Origin of the sequence: Paracoccus sp. S4493 (assembly GCF_000967735.1) — a bacterium.
Taxonomy (GTDB): Bacteria; Pseudomonadota; Alphaproteobacteria; order Rhodobacterales; family Rhodobacteraceae; genus Paracoccus; species Paracoccus marcusii.
In genome coordinates, this window is record NZ_JXYF01000024.1 from 22,464 (window position 1) to 39,771 (window position 17,308).

Below are 17,308 nucleotides of genomic sequence, written 5' to 3' on the forward strand. Positions count from 1 at the left end.
TCATGAAGATCGCAGCCCTTTCCCTTTTGCTTGCGCTGGCGGGTCCGGCGCTGGCCGACGATCCGTTGCTGACCGTCGTCGGTCTGGACGGCACGCAGACCTATGATCAGGCGGCGCTTCAGGCGTTTGGGCCGGTTAGCTTTGCCACCTCGACCATCTGGACGGAGGGGCAGCCGACCTTCACCGGGGTCCCGCTGCAGACGATCCTGACCGATGCAGGCATCGATGAGGGCACGGTCTCGGCCGTGGCGATCAACGATTACGCGGTACAGATTCCCGTGGACGAGGTGACGGCGGATTATCCCATCGTCGCGTTCCAGCAGGACGGGCAGGCGATGTCCGTGCGCGACAAGGGGCCACTCTGGGTCATCTATCCCTATGACTCCGATCCTGCGCTGCAGTCCGAAGTGACCTATGCCCGCAGCATCTGGCAGCTGGTCCGGATCGAGGCCGTGAGGTGATCAACGCGGTGGGCACCGACCTGCATCCCCCGCGCATCGCGCGGGCGGTCAGGATGATGCCCGCCTTCTTCGGTTGCGTGATCCTGGCCCTGGGGCTGGTCGTCTGGCTGCTGCAGGTCGATGCGCGCCGTCAGATCGACGAGATGGGGACCGCCGCCACGGACAACACCCAATGGTTCCTGGCCCAGTCCGAGGTCGAGGTTCTGGCCCTGCAGCGTGCCGCGCTGCTGCTGGCCGCGCCCGGTGCCGGCGCGGATCAGGCGCAAGATCTGCGGCAGCGGTTCGACATCTTCTATTCGCGCATCCAGACGCTGCAGCAGGGGCGGACCTATGACCACCTGCGCGCGGAACCCGGCATCTCGACCGCGCTGATGGCGATCCAGTCCGGGCTGGACGCCGCCGTGCCGGTGATCGACGGCGATGACGCGGGACTGATCGCGGGTCTGCCCCGGATCATGCCCATCGTCGACGCGGCCGTGCCCTTGGTCAGGCAGGTGTCGCTGGAGGGGGTGCGGCTGTTCGCCGAGAAATCCGCGCTGCGCCGCGAAGGCGTGGCCCGCGCATTGACGACCCTGTCGCTGCTGGTCGTTCCGTTGTTCATGGTGCTGGCGGGCAGCGTCGTGGTCCTGGCCGCGATGGTGCGCAGCGCGGGCGAACGAAACCGCCGCATCGCCGCGGTCAGCAATCGCCTGAATTCGCTGTTCGAGGCGTCGATCGACGCAATCCTGGTGGCGCGCCCCGATGGGCGGATCCTGGGTTTCAACGCCGCAGCACAGCGCATCTACGGATATGACCGGGCCGAGGCCGTGGGCGCGGACGTCGTCGACCTGCTGACCCCGCACGACCGGCGTGCCAAGGTGCGCGAGGTTCTGGCCCGGGTCCGTGACGGCACCACCCGCCCGCGCGCCGGCGGGCCCGATATCATGCAGACCGCCGCCCGGCACAAGTCGGGCCGGATCATCCCCGTCGAACTGTCCATGTCGGTCGCCCGAGGAGAGGACGGACCGCTGGTGGTCGCCTTCGTGCGCGACGTGTCCCGACGCGCGGCCGAGGAGGCCGAACTGATCGAGGCCCGTGACCGCGCCGTCGCGGGCGAACAGGCCAAGACGCGCATGATCGCCGTGATGAGCCATGAGATGCGGACCCCCCTGAACGGCATTCTGGGCTTGCTGGACCTGCTGAGCCTGACCGAACTGGACGACCGCCAGCGCCAGTACGTCGCCGCGATGGAGCATTCCGGCCGCATGCTGCTGGGCCATGTCAACGATGTGCTGGACACCTCGCGAGCGCGCAGCGGTCAGTTGGTTCTGGCCCGGAACCCGGTCGACCTGCGCAGCTTGGTCGATTCGGCGATCCTGGGTCTGCAGACGCAGGCACAGGCGGCGGGCAACCAATTGATGGCGGTATATTCCGGCGACGATATGGCGCCGGTCCTGGGCGATGCGGCGCGGCTGGAACAGATCGTCGTGAACCTGGTCGGCAACGCCATCAAGTTCACCGAGAACGGACATATCACCGTGCTGGTCGATACGTCGGGGCCACCGGGACACGTCACGTTGCGCGTGACCGATACGGGTATTGGCATCCCCGCAGGCGATCTGGACAGGATCTTCGATGCGTTCGTCACGTTGGGTTCGACCTTCGACCGCAAGGTAGAGGGGACGGGACTTGGTCTCAGCATCGTCAAGGGCCTGGTCGATGCCATGGGCGGAAAGATCACGGTCTCAAGCCAGCCGGGCAGGGGGACCGCGTTCCGGATCACGCTGCCCCTGGAGCCTGCGCCCGTTGCGCCCGACACGGTGCCCCAGCAGGCGGTGGCCAGTCCAGACTGTCCCGGCCTCAGCATTCTGATGGTCGAGGACAATGCCATCAACCGTCTGGTCGCCCGCGAGATGCTGCGCCGCCAAGGATGCGAGGTGACCGAGGCCGAGGATGGCCTTGCCGGCGTCGCCGCCGCCCAACAGCGCCGGTTCGACCTGATCCTGATGGATATCAGCATGCCCCGCATGAACGGCATCGACGCGGCCCGGCGCATTCGTGCCGGTGACGGCCCCAACCGCGACTGCCCCATCGTGGCCCTGACGGCCCATGCCATGCCAGAGGATCTGGCAAGCTTTCGTCAGGCCGGAATGGACCGGTCGCTGGTCAAGCCGCTAAGCCGGGAGGCGCTCAATGCGCTGTTGCAGGCGGTGCGTCCCGCGGGACCATTGCCGCAGGCGTGATCGGCCGCGTTACCTTGCATCTGTTGCAGAATCTCCGGGGTGGGCCGCCAACCTTGCGACGGGGGCTTGGGGGAAGGCACGCGCGGGGCTATTGTCGCTGAAAAGCCCAACACAAGCACGAGGCAGCAGCATGTCCACGAATCGTCCCTTCGGCGACCGAAGAACCTTCCTTCAGGGTCTTGCGGCGACGGGCGTCCTGATCCCCGCCATGGCCTATGGCCAGGAAAACCCGGGACCGCAGCGCAACCAGTCGTCGTTCCGCGCGCGGCATTGGCAGGATTTCTATCCGTCCTTGGGCAAGGGGGTTCTGCTGGCCGACGTGACCTCGCGCGCGGTGCATTTCTGGTCGGGTGACGAAAGCGTGCATTTCGTTTTTCCCTGCGCGATCCCGATGACAGACGAACTGACCCGCCGCGGCCAGACCGAGATCGTGCGCAAGGTCGCTAACCCGCCCTGGACGCCCACCCCCAGCATGCGCGTCAAGGATCCGACCCTGCCGCAGCGGGTCGAGGGGGGCGCGCCCGAAAACCCGTTGGGCAAGTTCGGCCTGTACCTGGGCTGGCCGGCCTATCTGGTCCACGGCACCCATGACACGCGCAAGATCGGGCGGCGGTCGTCGTCGGGCTGCTATGGCCTGTATAACGAGCATGTCGAAAAGCTGTATGCGGTCGCAGAGATCGGCACACAGGTGACGGTGTTCTGATCGCCAGGGCGGGGCGCATGGCGCCCTGCCTTTCAACCGTGGTGGATCGCGATGGTCTTGGTGCGGGTGAAGCCGTACAGCGCCTCGAACCCCTTTTCGCGACCATGCCCCGACTTGCCGATGCCGCCGAAGGGCAGCTCGACCCCGCCCCCCGCGCCATAGTTGTTGATGAAGACCTGGCCGCAGTTCAGCCGGCCCGCCAGGCGCAGCTGTCGCGCCCCGTCGCGGGTCCAGATGCCGGCGACCAGTCCGTAATCGGTGCCGTTGGCGATGCGAAGGGCCTCTGCCTCGTCGGCAAAGGGCATCATGACCTGCACCGGACCAAAGATCTCCTGCTGCGCTAAGGTGTGATCGGGGGGTACGTCCGCAAACAGCGTGGGTCGCACGAAATGGCCGCCGGCCGCCGCGTCAGGATGCAGGCGCCCCTGAGCCGCCAAGGTCAGTTCGCGGGTGCCAAGATCGATGAAATCCTGCACCAGTCGCCTCTGGCGCGCCGACACCAGCGGACCCAGGTCGTGGCTGTCGGGCGCCGGTCCGGCCACAAGCCCGTTGAAGATGTCGGACATGCGGCGACGCACCTCGTCATAGACACCGGCCTGCACCAGGACGCGCGACGCGGCCGAACAGGTCTGCCCGGCATTCTGCATGCAGGCCCCGACCAGAACCGGGATCGCCCGGTCCAGGTCAGCATCGTCAAAGACGATCTGGGGCGACTTGCCCCCCAGTTCCAGCGTTACGGGCACGGCGTTGGCCGCCGCCGCGCGCTGAATGCCGGCTCCGGTCCCGACCGAGCCGGTGAAGGACAGATGATGCACGCCCGGATGTGCGGACAGTGCCGCGCCCACCTCGGCCCCCAGGCCGGTCACGACGTTCAACGCGCCGGGGGGCAGACCCGCCTGATGGGCGATCTGCGCAAAGACCAGGGCCGAGAGCGACGCATCCTCGGCCGGCTTCAGCACCACGGCATTGCCCGCGGCAAGCGCCGCCGCGACGGCCCGGCCCAGGATCTGCATGGGATAGTTCCATGGGATGATGATCCCGCAGACGCCATGCGGCTCGCGCAGGGTATAGGCGGTATAGCCCTGCTGATAGGGAATCGTGCTGCCCATCAGCTTGTCCGCCGCACCGCCGTAGAATTCCAGATAGCGGGCCAGGGCCACCGAATCGCGGCGCGACTGGTCCAGCGGCTTGCCCACGTCCAGCGTCTCGATCATCGCAAGATCCTCGGCCCGGTCCAGGACCAGGGCGGACATCCGCGTCAGGATGCGCCCGCGGTCGGTGGCGGTCAGCGCCCCCCAGTGGCCGTCCAGGGCGGCGCGGGCGGCGGCGATGGCGGCATCGACATCGGCCGGGGTGCCGCGACCGATCACCCCGTTGGCATCGCCGGTCGACGGATCCTCGACCGGCAGGGCGCCGCCTTGGGGGCGGGTCCAGTGGCCATCCACGAAGATCAGGCTGGTGTCGATGCGGGTCAGATCGTCGATGATCATGCTGCGGTCCTGTGGTCGGTGGAAAAATTGCGTCCGGTCACCTTGTGGCCCGGACGGCCAGCGCCCAAGCTGGCCCCCCGGCAGGACAGGAGGAGACGATGGACAAGATGACGGTCGGCATGGTGGGCGTGGGTCTGATGGGCCACGGCATCGCGCGAAACATTGCGGCCAAGGGGTGGCCGCTGCTGTTTCTGGATCATCCCGGCAACCAGCCGGTCGGTGACCTGACGGCGCTTGGTGCGCGCCGCGTCGACAGGCTGGAGGCCCTGGCGGAATGCCGCGCGGTCATCCTGTGCCTGTCCGGCACCCCCCAGGTCGAAGAGGTGCTGCTGGGCGCGGGCGGTCTGCTGGCCGCGATCCGTCCGGGAACCGTGATCGTCGACTGTTCGACCGCGATCCCGGCATCGACCCTGCGCCTGGCGGGGCTGACGCGCGAGGCGGGCGGGGAATTCATGGACGCAGCCATGACCCGCACCCCGAAGGAGGCCGAGGAAGGCCGCCTGAACCTGCTGGTGGGCGCGGACGGTGATCTGTTCAACCGCATGCGCCCCCTGCTGGGCACGTTCGCCGAGAACATCTTTCACGCGGGCGACGTCGGGGCGGGCCATACGCTGAAGCTGCTGCACAACTTCGTCTCGATCGGCTGCGCGACCCTGATCAGCGAGGCCGCGGCCTGTGCGCGGCAGGCGGGCATCCGTGACGCGACCTTTGTCGACGTGCTGTCCAAGGGCGGCGGGCACGGTGCCGCGCTGGACCGGATCGCGCCCTTCCTGCTCTCGGGGGACACGTCGGGGATGCGCTTTTCGGTCGCGAATGCGGCCAAGGACCTGTCCTATTACCGGCAGCTGTCGCGGGACGTGGGCGCCGCGCATGACGCGGCAGACGGCGTCGGGGCAGCCCTGGACGGGCTGGCCCAAGGCGGTTTCGCCGACAGCTATCTGTCGGAAGCCGCGGCCCTGTTTTTTCCGCAGGACAAGCCCTCGCACGACTAGCCCGTGACCACGGGCCAGGGGCGTGCGGGCGGGGCGATCCGTTCCCACGCCCGCGCGGCGCGCAGCACGCCCAGGTCGTCGAACCGGCGACCTGCGATCTGCAACCCGATGGGCACGCCGTTCCGGTCATGGCCGCAGAGCACGCTGATCGCCGGTTGTTCGCCGATGTTGAAGGGCGCGGTAAAGCCGATATGCTGCATCGCGCGCGTCACGTCGTTGTCGGCGGGATAGGCCCAATCCGCCGGAAAGCTGACATTCGGAGAGATGGGCGACAGGATCAGGTCCAGATCAGCCATGGCCTGCGTGGTACGACGACGGATCTCGACCGTGGCGCCATAGCTGCGCCAGACGTCCTCTCCGGACCGGCCCAGACCCGATTCTGCCCATTCCCGCACCAGCGGCAGGATACGGGCCCGCTGTTCGGGCGACAGCGCCAGCACGTCCAGCCCGGCCCGCGTGCGCCAGAAATCATCCAGGCCCTGCAGCAGGTCGGGAGTCATCCACGGATCGATGGGCCGGATGACGGCACCAGCCTGTTCGAACAGGGCCGCCGCGGCGGTCACGGCGTCGCTGACCTGCGGGTCGACCGCCATGCCGCAGCCGGCGTCCATTAGCAGGCCGACGCGCAGCCCCTTCAGGTCGCGGTCCAGGTCCATCCAGTCGATCGTCGCGGGCGGCAGGGACATGTGGTCGCGCCCGTCGGGCTGGGACAGCACCGCCATGGCCATCGCGGCATCGGTGACGGTCCGCGTCATCGGCCCCGCCGCGCGCCCCATGAAGGGCGGGTCGATCGGCACGCGCCCCAAGCTGGGCTTCAGCCCCACCAGCCCGCACCACGCGGCGGGCAGCCGGATCGATCCGCCGATATCGGTCCCCAAGTGGATCGGCCCATAGCCCGCAGCCCCTGCCGCTCCCGCCCCCGCGCTGGAACCGCCGGGGTTCATGGCGGTGTTCCATGGATTGCGCGCCAGCCGGTGAAAGCTGGACAAACCCGAGGACAGCATCCCGAAATCGGGCATGGTCGTGCGACCCAGAAAGACTGCCCCCGCCTCGCGCATGCGGGCGGCGGGGGGAGCGTCCTCGGTGCGCGGCGTCATGTCGCTGACGGCGGTGCCCAGGGGCATCGCCACGCCGCGGGTGGCAATATTCTCCTTGATGGTGATGGGCACGCCGTCCAGCGACACGCCGTTCACCGTCAACGGCGCGCCGCGCCGCCAGCGCTCCTCGGACGCGCGGGCGGCCTCCAGCGCCAGGTCGTGATCGACGGTCCACATCGCGTTCAGCACCGGCTCGCTGGCGTCGATGCGCTCCAGGACGGCGCGGGTCACCTCCATCGGGGACAGGCTGCGGTCGGCAAAGCCCGCGGTCATCGCGGCGGCGGTCAGGTCGGCAAATGCGGTCATGGGGTCCTCAGATGATCCGGGTCAGCAGGCCCGCGGCCAGGCGCGCACGCTCGGGCAGGCTGTCGATCTCGATATGTTCGTCCGGCGTATGCAGGCCGCGGCCGCGCACGCCGATGCTGTCCAGCGTGGGCACGCCCATCGCGCCGGTGAAGTTGCCGTCCGACCCGCCGCCCGACCGGTCCGACGACAGGTCGAACCCGATCTGCGCCGACAGGTCGCGCGCCAGGTCATACAGCGCCATCGTGCCCGGCTGCGGCTCCCAGACAGGGCGGGTGACGCCGCGGGTGACGGTGAATTCGACCCCGTCCCGTTCGCCCTGCAGCGCCAGCACGGCCGCGACGCCGCGGTCCAGATCGTCTTGGGTCTTGGCCATGGACAGGACCTCGGCCCGGCATTCCGAGGCCACGCAGTTCACCCATTGCCCGGCATGGATGACGCCCACCGAGAATGTGCAGTCCTCGGTCGTCATCGCCTCGACCTCCAGGATGCGGCGGGCCATGGCGGCGATGGCGGACCGGCCGTCCTTCAGCGCCCAGCCCGCATGGCTGGGCCGGCCATGGGTCAGCAGGTCGAACCGCGCGATGGCGTATCGCCCGATCACCGCGCCCCCGTCGGGCAGCGCGGGTTCGGGCAGCAGCACGGCGCGCTGGCCGCGGGCGGCATCCTCGATCAGGCCGCGGGTGGCGGGGGTGCCGACTTCCTCGTCGGGGGTGAAGAGAAACGTGACCGGCAAAGGCGTGGTCAGCCCGGCCCGTGCGATCTGGCGCATCGCCTCCAGGAAGACGTAGTTGCCGCCCTTCATGTCCATGATGCCCGGCCCCCAGGCCTTGCCGTCCTGGACGCGGAAGGGCAGCTTCTCCAGCGTGCCGACGGGATGAACCGTGTCCATGTGCCCCGACACCAGGATGCCCGGCTTGCCCTGGTCGGCATGCGGAAAGGTGACGCGGATCGAGGTGCCGAAGCCCTTGGTGCCCGGCACTGTCTCGACCGTGGCGCCGATCGCGGACAGGTCGCGCGCGGCCAGGTCCATCATCCGGCTGACGGCGCCCGCGTCCCAGGTTGGGCTTTCGCATTCGATCCAGGGGCGCAGGCCCGTCAGCATTTCCTCCGCGTCGAAGGGCAGATCCAACGCGCTCATGCCGCCACCGGCAGGCGGCGTTCGATCAGCCGCGCATAGATCGACGCGCCGACGGGCAGGATGCCCTCGTCCAGCACGAAGCCCGGATTGTGCAGGGGCACAGTGCCCGCATGGCCCACGTTGCCATAGGCGCCGGGGACCTGCTGCAGCATGTCGGCGAAATCCTCAGACCCGGTGAAGGGCTGGGAATCGTCGCGCACATTGTCTGCGCCCAGCACGTCGGCGGCGGCTTGGGTCCAGGCGTCCGACAGGTCGGCATCGTTCACCAGCACGTCGAAGATCTCGCGGAACTCGCAGGTGATCCGCAGATCGAAGGCCTGCGCGGCACCCTCGCAGATGGCGCGCATCCGCGCCTGCATCAGGTCGCGGACCTCGGGGCGGAAGAAGCGGATCGTGCCGGCCAGGGTCGCGGTTTCGGGCACCACGTTGTAGGCGCTGCCCGCATGGATCTGGGTGACCGACAGAACCGCCTGATCCAGCGGCGCGACGTTGCGGCCCAGGATCGTCTGGAACTGCCCGACCAGCCCAGATGCCGCGACCAGCGCGTCGCGCGACTGCTGCGGCATGGCGGCATGGCTGCCCTTGCCCGTTACGGTGATGTCGAAGAAGGACGCCCCCGCCATGGCCGGCCCCTTGCACAGCGTCGCGCGGCCCGGCTGGCCGGTCGGCTGGTTGTGCATGCCATAGACCTCGTCGACCGGGAACCGCTGGAACAGCCCGTCCGCGATCATGGCGCGGGCGCCGCCCAGACCCTCCTCGGCGGGCTGGAAGATCAGGACCGCGGTGCCGTCGAAATTGCGCGTCCGCGCTAGATACTGCGCGGCCCCCAACAGCATCGTCGTGTGCCCGTCATGGCCGCAGGCATGCATCTTGCCGGCCTGGGTCGAGGCATGGGGCAGCCCCGTCGCCTCGTGGATCGGCAGCGCGTCCATGTCGGCGCGCAGGCCGATGCGGCGGTTGCCCTGACCCCGACCATGCAGGATGCCCACGACGCCGGTCCGGCCCACGCCCTCGTGGACCTCGTCCACGCCCCATTCGCGCAGCTTGGCCGCGACGACCGCGCTGGTGCGGACCTCCTCCATGCCGATCTCCGGGTGCGCGTGCAGGTCGCGGAAGATCTCGGTCAGTTCCGGGACGGCGGCGTCGATCTCAGGCAGGTTCGGCATGTCTCACCTCTGGCATGGCACGGAAGTTCTGGAAGTCCCATGACCGGCCGGGGGCGGCCTCGATCAGGGCGCGTGTATAGGGATGGGCGGGCGCGGCCAGCACCTCGCCCGCGGGGCCGTGTTCCACGACGGCGCCGCGCTGCATGACAATCACCTCGTCGCAGATCTGGGCGGCGACGCGCAGATCGTGGGTGATGAAGACGATGGCGATGCCCAGGTCGCGCTGCAGCTGGTCCAGAAGGTCCAGCACCTGCGCCTGCACCGACACGTCCAGCGCCGACACGGCCTCGTCCGCGACCAGCACGTCAGGGCGCATCATCACCGCGCGGGCGATCGCGATGCGCTGCCGCTGCCCGCCCGAGAACTGGTGCGGATAGCGGGCCAGCGCGTCGGCGGGCAGGCCCACGACGCCCATCAGGCGCGCGGCCTCGGCCATCGCGTCCGTACGGCTGGTGCCATAGTTCAATGGCCCCTCGATCAGGCTCTCGCCGATGGTCCAGCGGGGGTTCAGCGACCGCATCGGGTCCTGGAACACCACCTGCAGCTTCTGGCGGTGCGGGCGCAACGCGCCGCGCGAAAGGTTCGCGATGTCGGCATCGTCCAGCAGGATGCGCCCCGAACTGGGGTCGATCAGCCGCATGATGCAGCGCGCGACGGTGGACTTGCCGGACCCGCTCTCGCCGACGATCCCCAGGGTGCGACCGCGCGACAGGGCGAAGGTCACGTCGCGGGCGGCATGCGCTTGCGGAAGCTTCCGCAGGATGCCGCCGCCGCCATAGATCTTGTTCAGCCGCTCGACCCGCAGGACGGCATCCGCCGCCTGGGGCCGGGCCTCGCGGGGCGACAGGCTGGGCACGGCTTTCAGCAGCTTGCGGGTATAGTCCGCCTGCGGGCTGCGCAGCAGCGTCTCGACCGCGCCATGTTCGACGATCTCTCCCTGCTTCATGACATAGACGGTGTCGGCAATTTCCGCGACGACGCCCATGTCATGGGTGATGAACAGCACCGCCGTGCCATGGTCGCGCTGCAATTCGTCGATAAGCGCCAGGATCTGCTTTTGCGTGGTCACGTCCAGCGCGGTCGTGGGTTCGTCCGCGATCAGCAGGACGGGTTCCAGCACCAGGGCCATCGCGATCATGATCCGCTGGCGCTGGCCGCCCGACAGCTGATGCGGATAGCTGCGGAAGATGCGTTCGACATCGGGCAGATGGACCTGCTCCATGATCGCCACCGCACGACGGCAGCGCTCCGCTGCGGGCAGGTCGGTGTGCAGCTCCATCACCTCCATGATTTGGTCCCCCACGCGCAGGACCGGGTTCAGTGCGGTCATGGGCTCCTGGAAGATCATCGCGACGCGGGCCGCGCGCAGGTCGCGCATCTGCGCCTGTGTCAGAGGCAACAGGTCGCGGCCCTGCAACTGGATCGTGCCCCCCGCGACGCGCAGCGCGTCGGGCAGCAGCCCCATGATCGCTAGCGAGGTGACGGATTTCCCCGACCCGGATTCGCCCACCAGGCAGACGGTCTCGCCCGCGCGGATGGTCACGTCGATGCCCTTCAGGACCGCGGGGTTTCCCGGCGTCTCGGGCAAGGTCACGGTCAGGTCGCGGGCCTCAAGCACCACGTCGGCCGCGTCGAAGTTGCGTGTCTTGAACTGCATCAGCCTGCCCTTTTCTTCAGCCGCGGGTCCAGCATGTCGCGTGCCGCGTCGCCCAGAAGGTTGATCGACAGGATGCACAGCGACAGCGCGATGCCGGGATAGAGGATCAGCTCCGGCTTGATGCGGAAGAACAGCCGACCCTCGGCCATGATGTTGCCCCAGGTGGGGGTCTCGGTGCTGACGCCTGCGCCCAGGAAGGACAGGATCGCCTCGGTCAGGATGGCGCTGGCCAGGATATAGGTGCCCTGCACGATCAGGGGCGCGGTGGTGTTCGGCACCAGGTGGCGCACCAGGATCTTGCGCATCGGCGTGCCAAGCGCGATCGCGGCCTCGACATAGGGCTCCTCGCGCGCGGAGAGGACCACGGCGCGGACCAGGCGCACGACGCGGGGGATCTCTGGGATGGTGATCGCGGCGATGACCGATCCGACCGACGGCCCGTTCAGCGCCACCAGCGCGATGGCCAGCAGGATCGAGGGGATCGCCATAAGCGCGTCCATCGCCCGCATGATGATCGCGTCCGCCGTGCGGAAGAAGCCCGCGATCATGCCGATGATCAGACCCAGCAGGACCGACACCACCGCCGTGGCGATGCCGATGATCAGCGATAGCTGTCCGCCGATCAGCACGCGGCTGAAGATGTCGCGGCCGAAATTGTCGGTGCCAAGGGGATGGCCCTCGATCGGGGCCTGCAGGCGGGCCATGGGGTTCATCGCCAGCGGGTCATGCGGCGCGATCCAGCCCGCCAGCAGCGTCAGGACGACGATGACGGCCAGCACCAGCGCCGCGATCTTGCTGCCTGCGCCCAGATGCGGCAGGCGAAGCGCGCGCAGGACCGGCTGCATCGCCGAGGTCGGTTGCGGTACCTGTGCCATCAGTAACGGATCCTTGGGTCAAAGAGGCTGTAGCTGAGGTCGATCAGCAGGTTCACCAGCACATAGAGGAAGCTGGTCAGCAGGATCATCGCCTGGATGACCGGATAGTCGCGCGCCAGGATCGCATCGACCGTCAGGCGGCCCACGCCGGGGATGTTGAAGACTGTCTCGGTCACCACCACGCCCCCGATCAGCAGGGCAAAGCCGGTGCCGATCACGGTCAGGATCGGGACGGCCGCGTTCTTCAGCGCGTGGCGGAACAGGACGGTGCGTTCCGGGGCCCCCTTGGCGCGGGCGGTGCGGATATAGTCCTCGCCCAGCACCTCCAGCATGTTGGCCCGCGTCATGCGCGCGATCAGCGCGACATAGATGGTCGACAGCGTCAGCGCGGGCAGGAAGGCATTCGACAGAAACCCGCCCAGGCCCGACGACAGGGGCGTGTATCCTTGAACCGGAAACCAGCCCAGCTGCAGCGAGAAGACCAGGATGAACAGGTATCCGATCACGAAGACCGGCACCGAAAACCCCAGGACCGAGAAGGTCATCACCGCGTAATCGGCCATGCTGCGATGCTTCCACGCGGCTAGCACGCCCATCGGCACGGCGATCGCGACCGACATCACGATGGTCAGCACCGCGATGGACAGGGTCGGCGCGATGCGGTCGGCGACCATCGTGGCCACCGGCGTGTTCGAGATCAGCGACACGCCCAGATCGCCCCGCAGCAGCTGTCCGACCCAGGTCACGAACTGGATGTGCAGCGGGTCGTTCAGGCCCATCGCCTCGCGGATGCGCTCCAGCTGGGCGGGGGTCGCCATGTCGCCCGCGATGATCGCGGCCGGGTCGCCCGGCGTCAGGCGCAGCAGCAGGAAGACGAAGACGGCGACCAGCAGCATCACCGGAATGACGGCCAGAATGCGCCGCAGGATGTACCCCAGCATCAGGTTTCTCCGATCAGGTGGGTGGGGGGCGGCGGAACCGCCCCCTGCTTTCGATCACTCGGACTTCTGCAGGCCCCAGAAGACCGGCACGGGCGAGTTGATCATCTCGGTGATCGTGGTGCGGCGGGCCTGCGGCAGGGTGTACTGACCCAGAGGGATCAGCAGGCCGTTCTCCAGGGCGTGGGCCTGGATCTTCTCGGCAACCGCGGCTTGGGCTGCGGCGTCGGGGGCGTCGATGAATTCCTCCTTGAGACCCTCGATGGTCTCGTCGGTGGGCCAGCCGAACCAGGCGTCGTCGCCGCGTCCGTTCAGCATCGGGTTTGAGATCGGGTTCGAGATCTCCGGCACCATCCAGTTTGTGATGAACACGTTCCAGCCCCCCTCGGCCGGGGCCGCCTGGCTGGCGCGGCGCGTGACTAGCGTCTGCCAGTCCATCGGCTGCAGCTCGACCTGGAACCCGGCCTCGCGCAGCATCTGCGACACGACGACGGGCTGGGTGGCCAGCGCCACCATGTCGGTGGGCGCCATCAATACGACCGGCGTGCCGTCATAGCCCGCCTGTTCCAGCAGCGCCCGCGCCTCCTCGGCGCCGCCGCCCTGGGTCAGGGTTTCGGTGCCGGTGGCGTTCTCCAGTGGCGTGCCGCAGCCCAGGATGGCGCCGCAGACCGAATAATATTCGGGGTTGCCGACCATCGCGGCCAGGACCGGTTCCTGGGTGATCGCCTTGATGGCCGCCTGGCGGACTTGGACGTTGTCGAAAGGCGGGTGCAGGAAGTTCATCCGCGTCATCGTCTGCATGCCGGTCGGCTCGCGCGTTTCGACGACGATGTTCGGATCACCCTCCAGCAGCGGGATCAGGTCGACCTGCATCGCCTCGATATAGTCGATCTCTCCGCCCGACAGCGCGTTCACGGCGGTCTGGACGTCGGGCATGTTGACCCATTCGACGCGGTCGACATTGACGACCTTGCCGCCGGCCATCCAGTCGGCGGGTTCGTCGCGCGGCACGTATTCGTCGAACTTCTCATAGACGACCATCAGCCCCGGCTGGAACTCCGCCTCGACAAAGCGGAACGGCCCCGAGCCCACGTATTCGGTGATCGCCTCGTCGGCCGAGGTCTGGGCCACGCGGGCGGGCATGATGAAGGGGGGCAGGGCGGACTGCTTGGACAGCACGTCCAGCATCGGCACGAAGGGCTCGGTCAGCGTCCAGGTGATCGTCTTGTCGTCGGTCGCCTCAAGGCTGGCGGTGCGGTCCATGATGACCTGTCCGCCCGCATCCTTCTGCCCCCACCGCTGCAGCGAGGCCACGGCATCGGCCGCCGTCACCGGCGCGCCGTCATGGAAGGTCAGCCCGTCGCGCAGCGTGAAGGTATAGGTCAGCTGATCGTCCGAAATGGTCCAGTCGGCCATCTGCGGCTGCGGCTGGAATTCGGAATCCTGCGCGATCAGCACGTCATAGATCATGTAGGCGTGGTTGCGCGTGATGTGGGCGGTGGTGATCACGGGGTCCAGCACGCGCAGGCCGGAATGCATCACGGCCTTGACGGTGGTCTCGGCCCAGGCCGCGCCTGTCAGCATGGTCGAGGCCAGAAACGTGGCAGTCAATTTCTTGAGCATGGTGTCCTCTCTGTTGAACGGGTCCGCGGGGTGATCTTGGCGTCAGCCTTGCGCGGGGGGTGTGAAGGGTGCGCCGCCCGGCTCCAGCCGGATGCCGGGGGCCAGGTTGCGAAAGGGCAGGCTGGCCGGGCTGACGGGCATGGGTCCGGGCGCGGCGCAGGTCAGGATCGCCGCCGCGATGGGGGCGAAATCGGCACGGAAATGGTTCGAGCTTTTCACGACCAGGATGGCCTGCTCCTCGGGGACGATCCCAAGGAAGCGGAACATCTGACGATCCGCCATCTGCGCCTTTTCCGACGCGACGGCGACCCGCACGCCACCGATGCTGAGGCAGGCCGACGGCCCAAGCGCCAGATGCGCGCCGCCATAGAACGGGCCCGTGGCATGGCAGGCCCCGTCGGACAGAGCGTCCACCGTGAACCGGCCCTGAAATGGCGCATCGCCCGGAATGCCGGACCGACCGCCCAGGGCCAGATCGATGGTCGCACCCACCCCCGCGGCATGGGCCGCCGCCGCCGCCTCCGGATCGATGATCAGGCCGATGGCCGCGTCCCGGGCATCGGCCTCGACCAGGGCGCGCAGCATGCCGGTCGTGTCGGAATTGCCGCCTGCGCCGGGATTGTCCTGCGTGTCGACCAGGATCACCGGCCGATCTGTTGCGCGGCGCATCGCCTCTGCCACCCCGCCCGCGGCGCTATGGCATTCGCCGCGGAACGCGGGTTCGGCCTCGCGCAGGGCCTGTGCCAGGCCGTCGGCCATCGCATCGGCCTGTGCCTGCGTCTGGGCATAGGCGATGACCGAGGGGCGGCAGTCGGCGAAATCGGCCGCGGGAAACCCCATGAACAGCGACGCACAGCCCTGACCGTCGCAGGCGGCAACCCGGTCATAAAGCCCGGCTGCGGGCTGTGCATCGGTCGCCTGCCAGGCGATCGGGATCAGAAAATCCAGCTGCCGGAACGCCTTGGCGTTGGGCGCGCCGCTCATCAGGCGGTCCAGTTGCTGCGCCGCACGATGCCCGGTCAGGGCCATGTCGACATGCGGATAGGTGCGGAACCCCACCATCAGGTTGGCATTGTCCACCATCCGCGCCGTGATGTTGCCGTGCAGGTCCAGCGCCGCGACGACAGGCGTATTCGGCCCGACGGCCTGGCGCACCCGCTCCAACAGCAGGCCTTCGCCGTCCGGCGCCCCATCGGCCACCATCGCGCCGTGCAGGTCCAGAAAGACGCTGTCCAGTGGCCCCGCATCGCGCAGGCCCTGGACGATCTCCTCGGTCAGGGCGGCGTAGCAATCGGCGGTCACCGGCGCGGATGGGACCGCGCCCGCCCAGACGACAGGCACCATCTGCCAGCCCTGCTTTTCGCCATGCGCGATGACACCGGCGATCGGCAGGTTCACGTCCCGTGCACACTCGATGATCTGCGCCCCGCGGCACAGCGGCAGATAGCCGCCGCCCTGTTCAAAGGCCGCCATGTCGGCGGGGCTTGGGGCAAAGGAATTGCTTTCATGAACGAAGCCCGCAAGGGCAATTCGCAAAGGACGGGCAGGAATCGTCTGGGTCAGCAATGTATTGTCATCCGATACAGTTGCATTGTATTACGAGTGTATTAACCCAAAATTGATCATGTCAACGTCGGAGATTGCATGCAGCGCAAGAATCGCGATCCGGACGGTCCGCAGGCAGAGAATGCCTTGTTCGTCCAATCCCTTGCCCGCGGAATGAGCGTTCTGGAAGCGTTTCGCGATGCCGACGGGGCATTGTCGCTTGGCCAGATCGCCACGCGGACCGGGCTGACGCGCAGCGCGGCGCAGCGTCTGGTGCACACCTTTCGCAAGCTGGGCTATCTGACGTTGGCCGAGGATGGTCGCGGCTTTCGTCTGGACCTGCCGATCCTGGACCTGACGCACGACTATCTGCGCCTGAACCCGCTGGTGCGTCGCGCCAGTCCGATCCTGCTGGACCTGCGTCGCAACGTCCGCGAACGGGTCGACCTGTCACTGTTCGATGGTCAGCGCATGGTCTATGCCGCCCGGATGCAAAGCAAGCGCGAGACGTTCTTTGCGACCTTGGTGGGCAACAGCGTGCCCACGACCTGCACGTCGGGCGGGTGGGCCGTCATGGCGATGCTGCCCCCGACCGAGGTCGACCAGATCCTGGACGAGGCCAGTCTTCGGCCGCTGACGCCCCGGACCCTGACCGATCCCCAGGCGATCCGCGACCAGGTCGCGCTGGCGCGAGAGGCCGGCCACGCGCTGGCGCTGGAGCAGATCCTGATGGGAGAGGTGGCCCTTGGCGTGGCGATCCCGGACGCATCGGGCCGCCCGATCGCCGCGATCCACATCGCCGGATCGCTGTCGGAGTGGGATCCGGAGGAGTTCCGCCGCCGCAACGCACCCTTGGCCGCAGAGGCCGTGCGCAGCATCATGTCGGCGTAGGCGACATCATGTATGGCAGCCAAGTACGGCTGATTATTCGACTTTCTGGATATTGGCTGGGGCGGTAGGATTCGAACCTACGGTACACGGTACCAAAAACCGATGCCTTACCACTTGGCCACGCCCCAACTGTGGAGGGTGATTACCCAAGCCCGCAGATGGGTGCAAGACGAAAAATGCAGAAATCTTGCCCCCGTCCCAAAG

14 protein-coding genes and 1 tRNA gene are annotated in these 17,308 nt (G+C 68.0%); 5 read left to right on the forward strand and 10 right to left on the reverse strand.

Translation table 11 applies throughout. The annotated features are described in order from the left end of the window. Window positions 1-2 precede the first annotated feature (2 nt). The 3 genes from TW83_RS05040 to TW83_RS05050 all read left to right on the forward strand — a co-directional run bounded on the left by TW83_RS05040 (window position 3) and on the right by TW83_RS05050 (window position 3,386). Entirely contained in the window at window positions 3-461 is a 459-nt protein-coding gene (locus tag TW83_RS05040; protein ID WP_045981683.1) for a molybdopterin-dependent oxidoreductase, read from the forward strand. Then, window positions 458-2,683, forward strand: a complete 2,226-nt coding sequence (locus tag TW83_RS05045; protein WP_052714637.1) for an ATP-binding protein — start codon at window positions 458-460, stop codon at window positions 2,681-2,683. Before TW83_RS05040 ends, TW83_RS05045 begins: the two co-directional genes overlap by 4 nt. A 130-nt stretch (window positions 2,684-2,813) precedes the next feature. Then, complete coding sequence (locus TW83_RS05050; protein ID WP_045981684.1) at window positions 2,814-3,386, forward strand: L,D-transpeptidase; 573 nt, start codon at window positions 2,814-2,816, stop codon at window positions 3,384-3,386. 32 nt (window positions 3,387-3,418) lie between these two features. On the opposite strand, the gene TW83_RS05055 is transcribed toward TW83_RS05050, so the two are convergent. Further along, on the reverse strand, window positions 3,419-4,876 hold the full coding sequence (locus TW83_RS05055; RefSeq protein WP_045981685.1) for an aldehyde dehydrogenase family protein: 1,458 nt from the start codon (window positions 4,874-4,876) through the stop codon (window positions 3,419-3,421). A 44-nt stretch (window positions 4,877-4,920) separates the two neighbouring features. On the opposite strand from TW83_RS05055, the gene TW83_RS05060 reads away from it, so the two are divergent. Next, window positions 4,921-5,868, forward strand: coding sequence for an NAD(P)-dependent oxidoreductase (locus TW83_RS05060; protein ID WP_255352771.1), 948 nt, complete (start codon window positions 4,921-4,923; stop codon window positions 5,866-5,868). Here the strand turns inward: TW83_RS05060 and TW83_RS05065 are convergent. From TW83_RS05065 to TW83_RS05100, 8 genes are read right to left on the reverse strand one after another with little or no spacing between them, the layout of a single operon-like run. Continuing rightward, window positions 5,865-7,271 (reverse strand): amidase, encoded by a 1,407-nt coding sequence (locus TW83_RS05065; protein ID WP_045981687.1) that lies wholly within the window; start codon window positions 7,269-7,271, stop codon window positions 5,865-5,867. The genes TW83_RS05060 and TW83_RS05065 overlap by 4 nt on opposite strands. A 7-nt stretch (window positions 7,272-7,278) precedes the next feature. Continuing rightward, window positions 7,279-8,409, reverse strand: a complete 1,131-nt coding sequence (locus TW83_RS05070; RefSeq protein ID WP_045981688.1) for a M20/M25/M40 family metallo-hydrolase — start codon at window positions 8,407-8,409, stop codon at window positions 7,279-7,281. Next, window positions 8,406-9,575, reverse strand: coding sequence for a M20 aminoacylase family protein (locus TW83_RS05075; protein WP_045981689.1), 1,170 nt, complete (start codon window positions 9,573-9,575; stop codon window positions 8,406-8,408). Before TW83_RS05075 ends, TW83_RS05070 begins: the two co-directional genes overlap by 4 nt. Then, the gene (locus TW83_RS05080; RefSeq protein WP_045981690.1) at window positions 9,559-11,232 is read right to left on the reverse strand and encodes an ABC transporter ATP-binding protein; all 1,674 of its coding nucleotides are present in this window, start codon (window positions 11,230-11,232) and stop codon (window positions 9,559-9,561) included. The genes TW83_RS05075 and TW83_RS05080 overlap by 17 nt, the downstream gene beginning before the upstream one ends. Next, window positions 11,232-12,107, reverse strand: coding sequence for an ABC transporter permease (locus TW83_RS05085; protein WP_045981691.1), 876 nt, complete (start codon window positions 12,105-12,107; stop codon window positions 11,232-11,234). The genes TW83_RS05080 and TW83_RS05085 overlap by 1 nt, the downstream gene beginning before the upstream one ends. Further along, window positions 12,107-13,048 carry an ABC transporter permease gene (locus TW83_RS05090; protein WP_045981692.1) on the reverse strand — a complete coding sequence of 314 codons (942 nt, stop codon included), beginning with the start codon at window positions 13,046-13,048 and terminating at the stop codon, window positions 12,107-12,109. Before TW83_RS05090 ends, TW83_RS05085 begins: the two co-directional genes overlap by 1 nt. Before the next feature lie 54 nt (window positions 13,049-13,102). Further along, window positions 13,103-14,668, reverse strand: coding sequence for an ABC transporter substrate-binding protein (locus tag TW83_RS05095; RefSeq protein WP_045981693.1), 1,566 nt, complete (start codon window positions 14,666-14,668; stop codon window positions 13,103-13,105). Between the two features lie 42 nt (window positions 14,669-14,710). Then, the gene (locus TW83_RS05100) at window positions 14,711-16,234 is read right to left on the reverse strand and encodes a M81 family metallopeptidase (RefSeq protein ID WP_343251965.1); all 1,524 of its coding nucleotides are present in this window, start codon (window positions 16,232-16,234) and stop codon (window positions 14,711-14,713) included. A 78-nt stretch (window positions 16,235-16,312) separates the two neighbouring features. On the opposite strand from TW83_RS05100, the gene TW83_RS05105 reads away from it, so the two are divergent. Continuing rightward, a complete protein-coding gene (locus tag TW83_RS05105; protein ID WP_045981694.1) occupies window positions 16,313-17,104 on the forward strand; it encodes an IclR family transcriptional regulator C-terminal domain-containing protein in 792 nt (263 codons plus the stop codon). A 53-nt stretch (window positions 17,105-17,157) separates the two neighbouring features. Here TW83_RS05105 and TW83_RS05110 read toward each other — a convergent pair. Further along, a tRNA-Gln gene (locus TW83_RS05110) sits at window positions 17,158-17,232 on the reverse strand. Window positions 17,233-17,308: the final 76 nt, after the last annotated feature.

Coding starts and splice junctions, on each gene's coding strand:
- TW83_RS05040 (WP_045981683.1), top strand. CDS start 3: ATGAAGATCGCAGCCCTTTCCCTTTTGCTTGCGCTGGCGGGTCCGGCG.
- TW83_RS05050 (WP_045981684.1), top strand. CDS start 2,814: ATGTCCACGAATCGTCCCTTCGGCGACCGAAGAACCTTCCTTCAGGGT.
- TW83_RS05055 (WP_045981685.1), bottom strand. CDS start 4,876: ATGATCATCGACGATCTGACCCGCATCGACACCAGCCTGATCTTCGTG.
- TW83_RS05065 (WP_045981687.1), bottom strand. CDS start 7,271: ATGACCGCATTTGCCGACCTGACCGCCGCCGCGATGACCGCGGGCTTT.
- TW83_RS05070 (WP_045981688.1), bottom strand. CDS start 8,409: ATGAGCGCGTTGGATCTGCCCTTCGACGCGGAGGAAATGCTGACGGGC.
- TW83_RS05075 (WP_045981689.1), bottom strand. CDS start 9,575: ATGCCGAACCTGCCTGAGATCGACGCCGCCGTCCCGGAACTGACCGAG.
- TW83_RS05080 (WP_045981690.1), bottom strand. CDS start 11,232: ATGCAGTTCAAGACACGCAACTTCGACGCGGCCGACGTGGTGCTTGAG.
- TW83_RS05085 (WP_045981691.1), bottom strand. CDS start 12,107: ATGGCACAGGTACCGCAACCGACCTCGGCGATGCAGCCGGTCCTGCGC.
- TW83_RS05090 (WP_045981692.1), bottom strand. CDS start 13,048: ATGCTGGGGTACATCCTGCGGCGCATTCTGGCCGTCATTCCGGTGATG.
- TW83_RS05095 (WP_045981693.1), bottom strand. CDS start 14,668: ATGCTCAAGAAATTGACTGCCACGTTTCTGGCCTCGACCATGCTGACA.
- TW83_RS05105 (WP_045981694.1), top strand. CDS start 16,313: ATGCAGCGCAAGAATCGCGATCCGGACGGTCCGCAGGCAGAGAATGCC.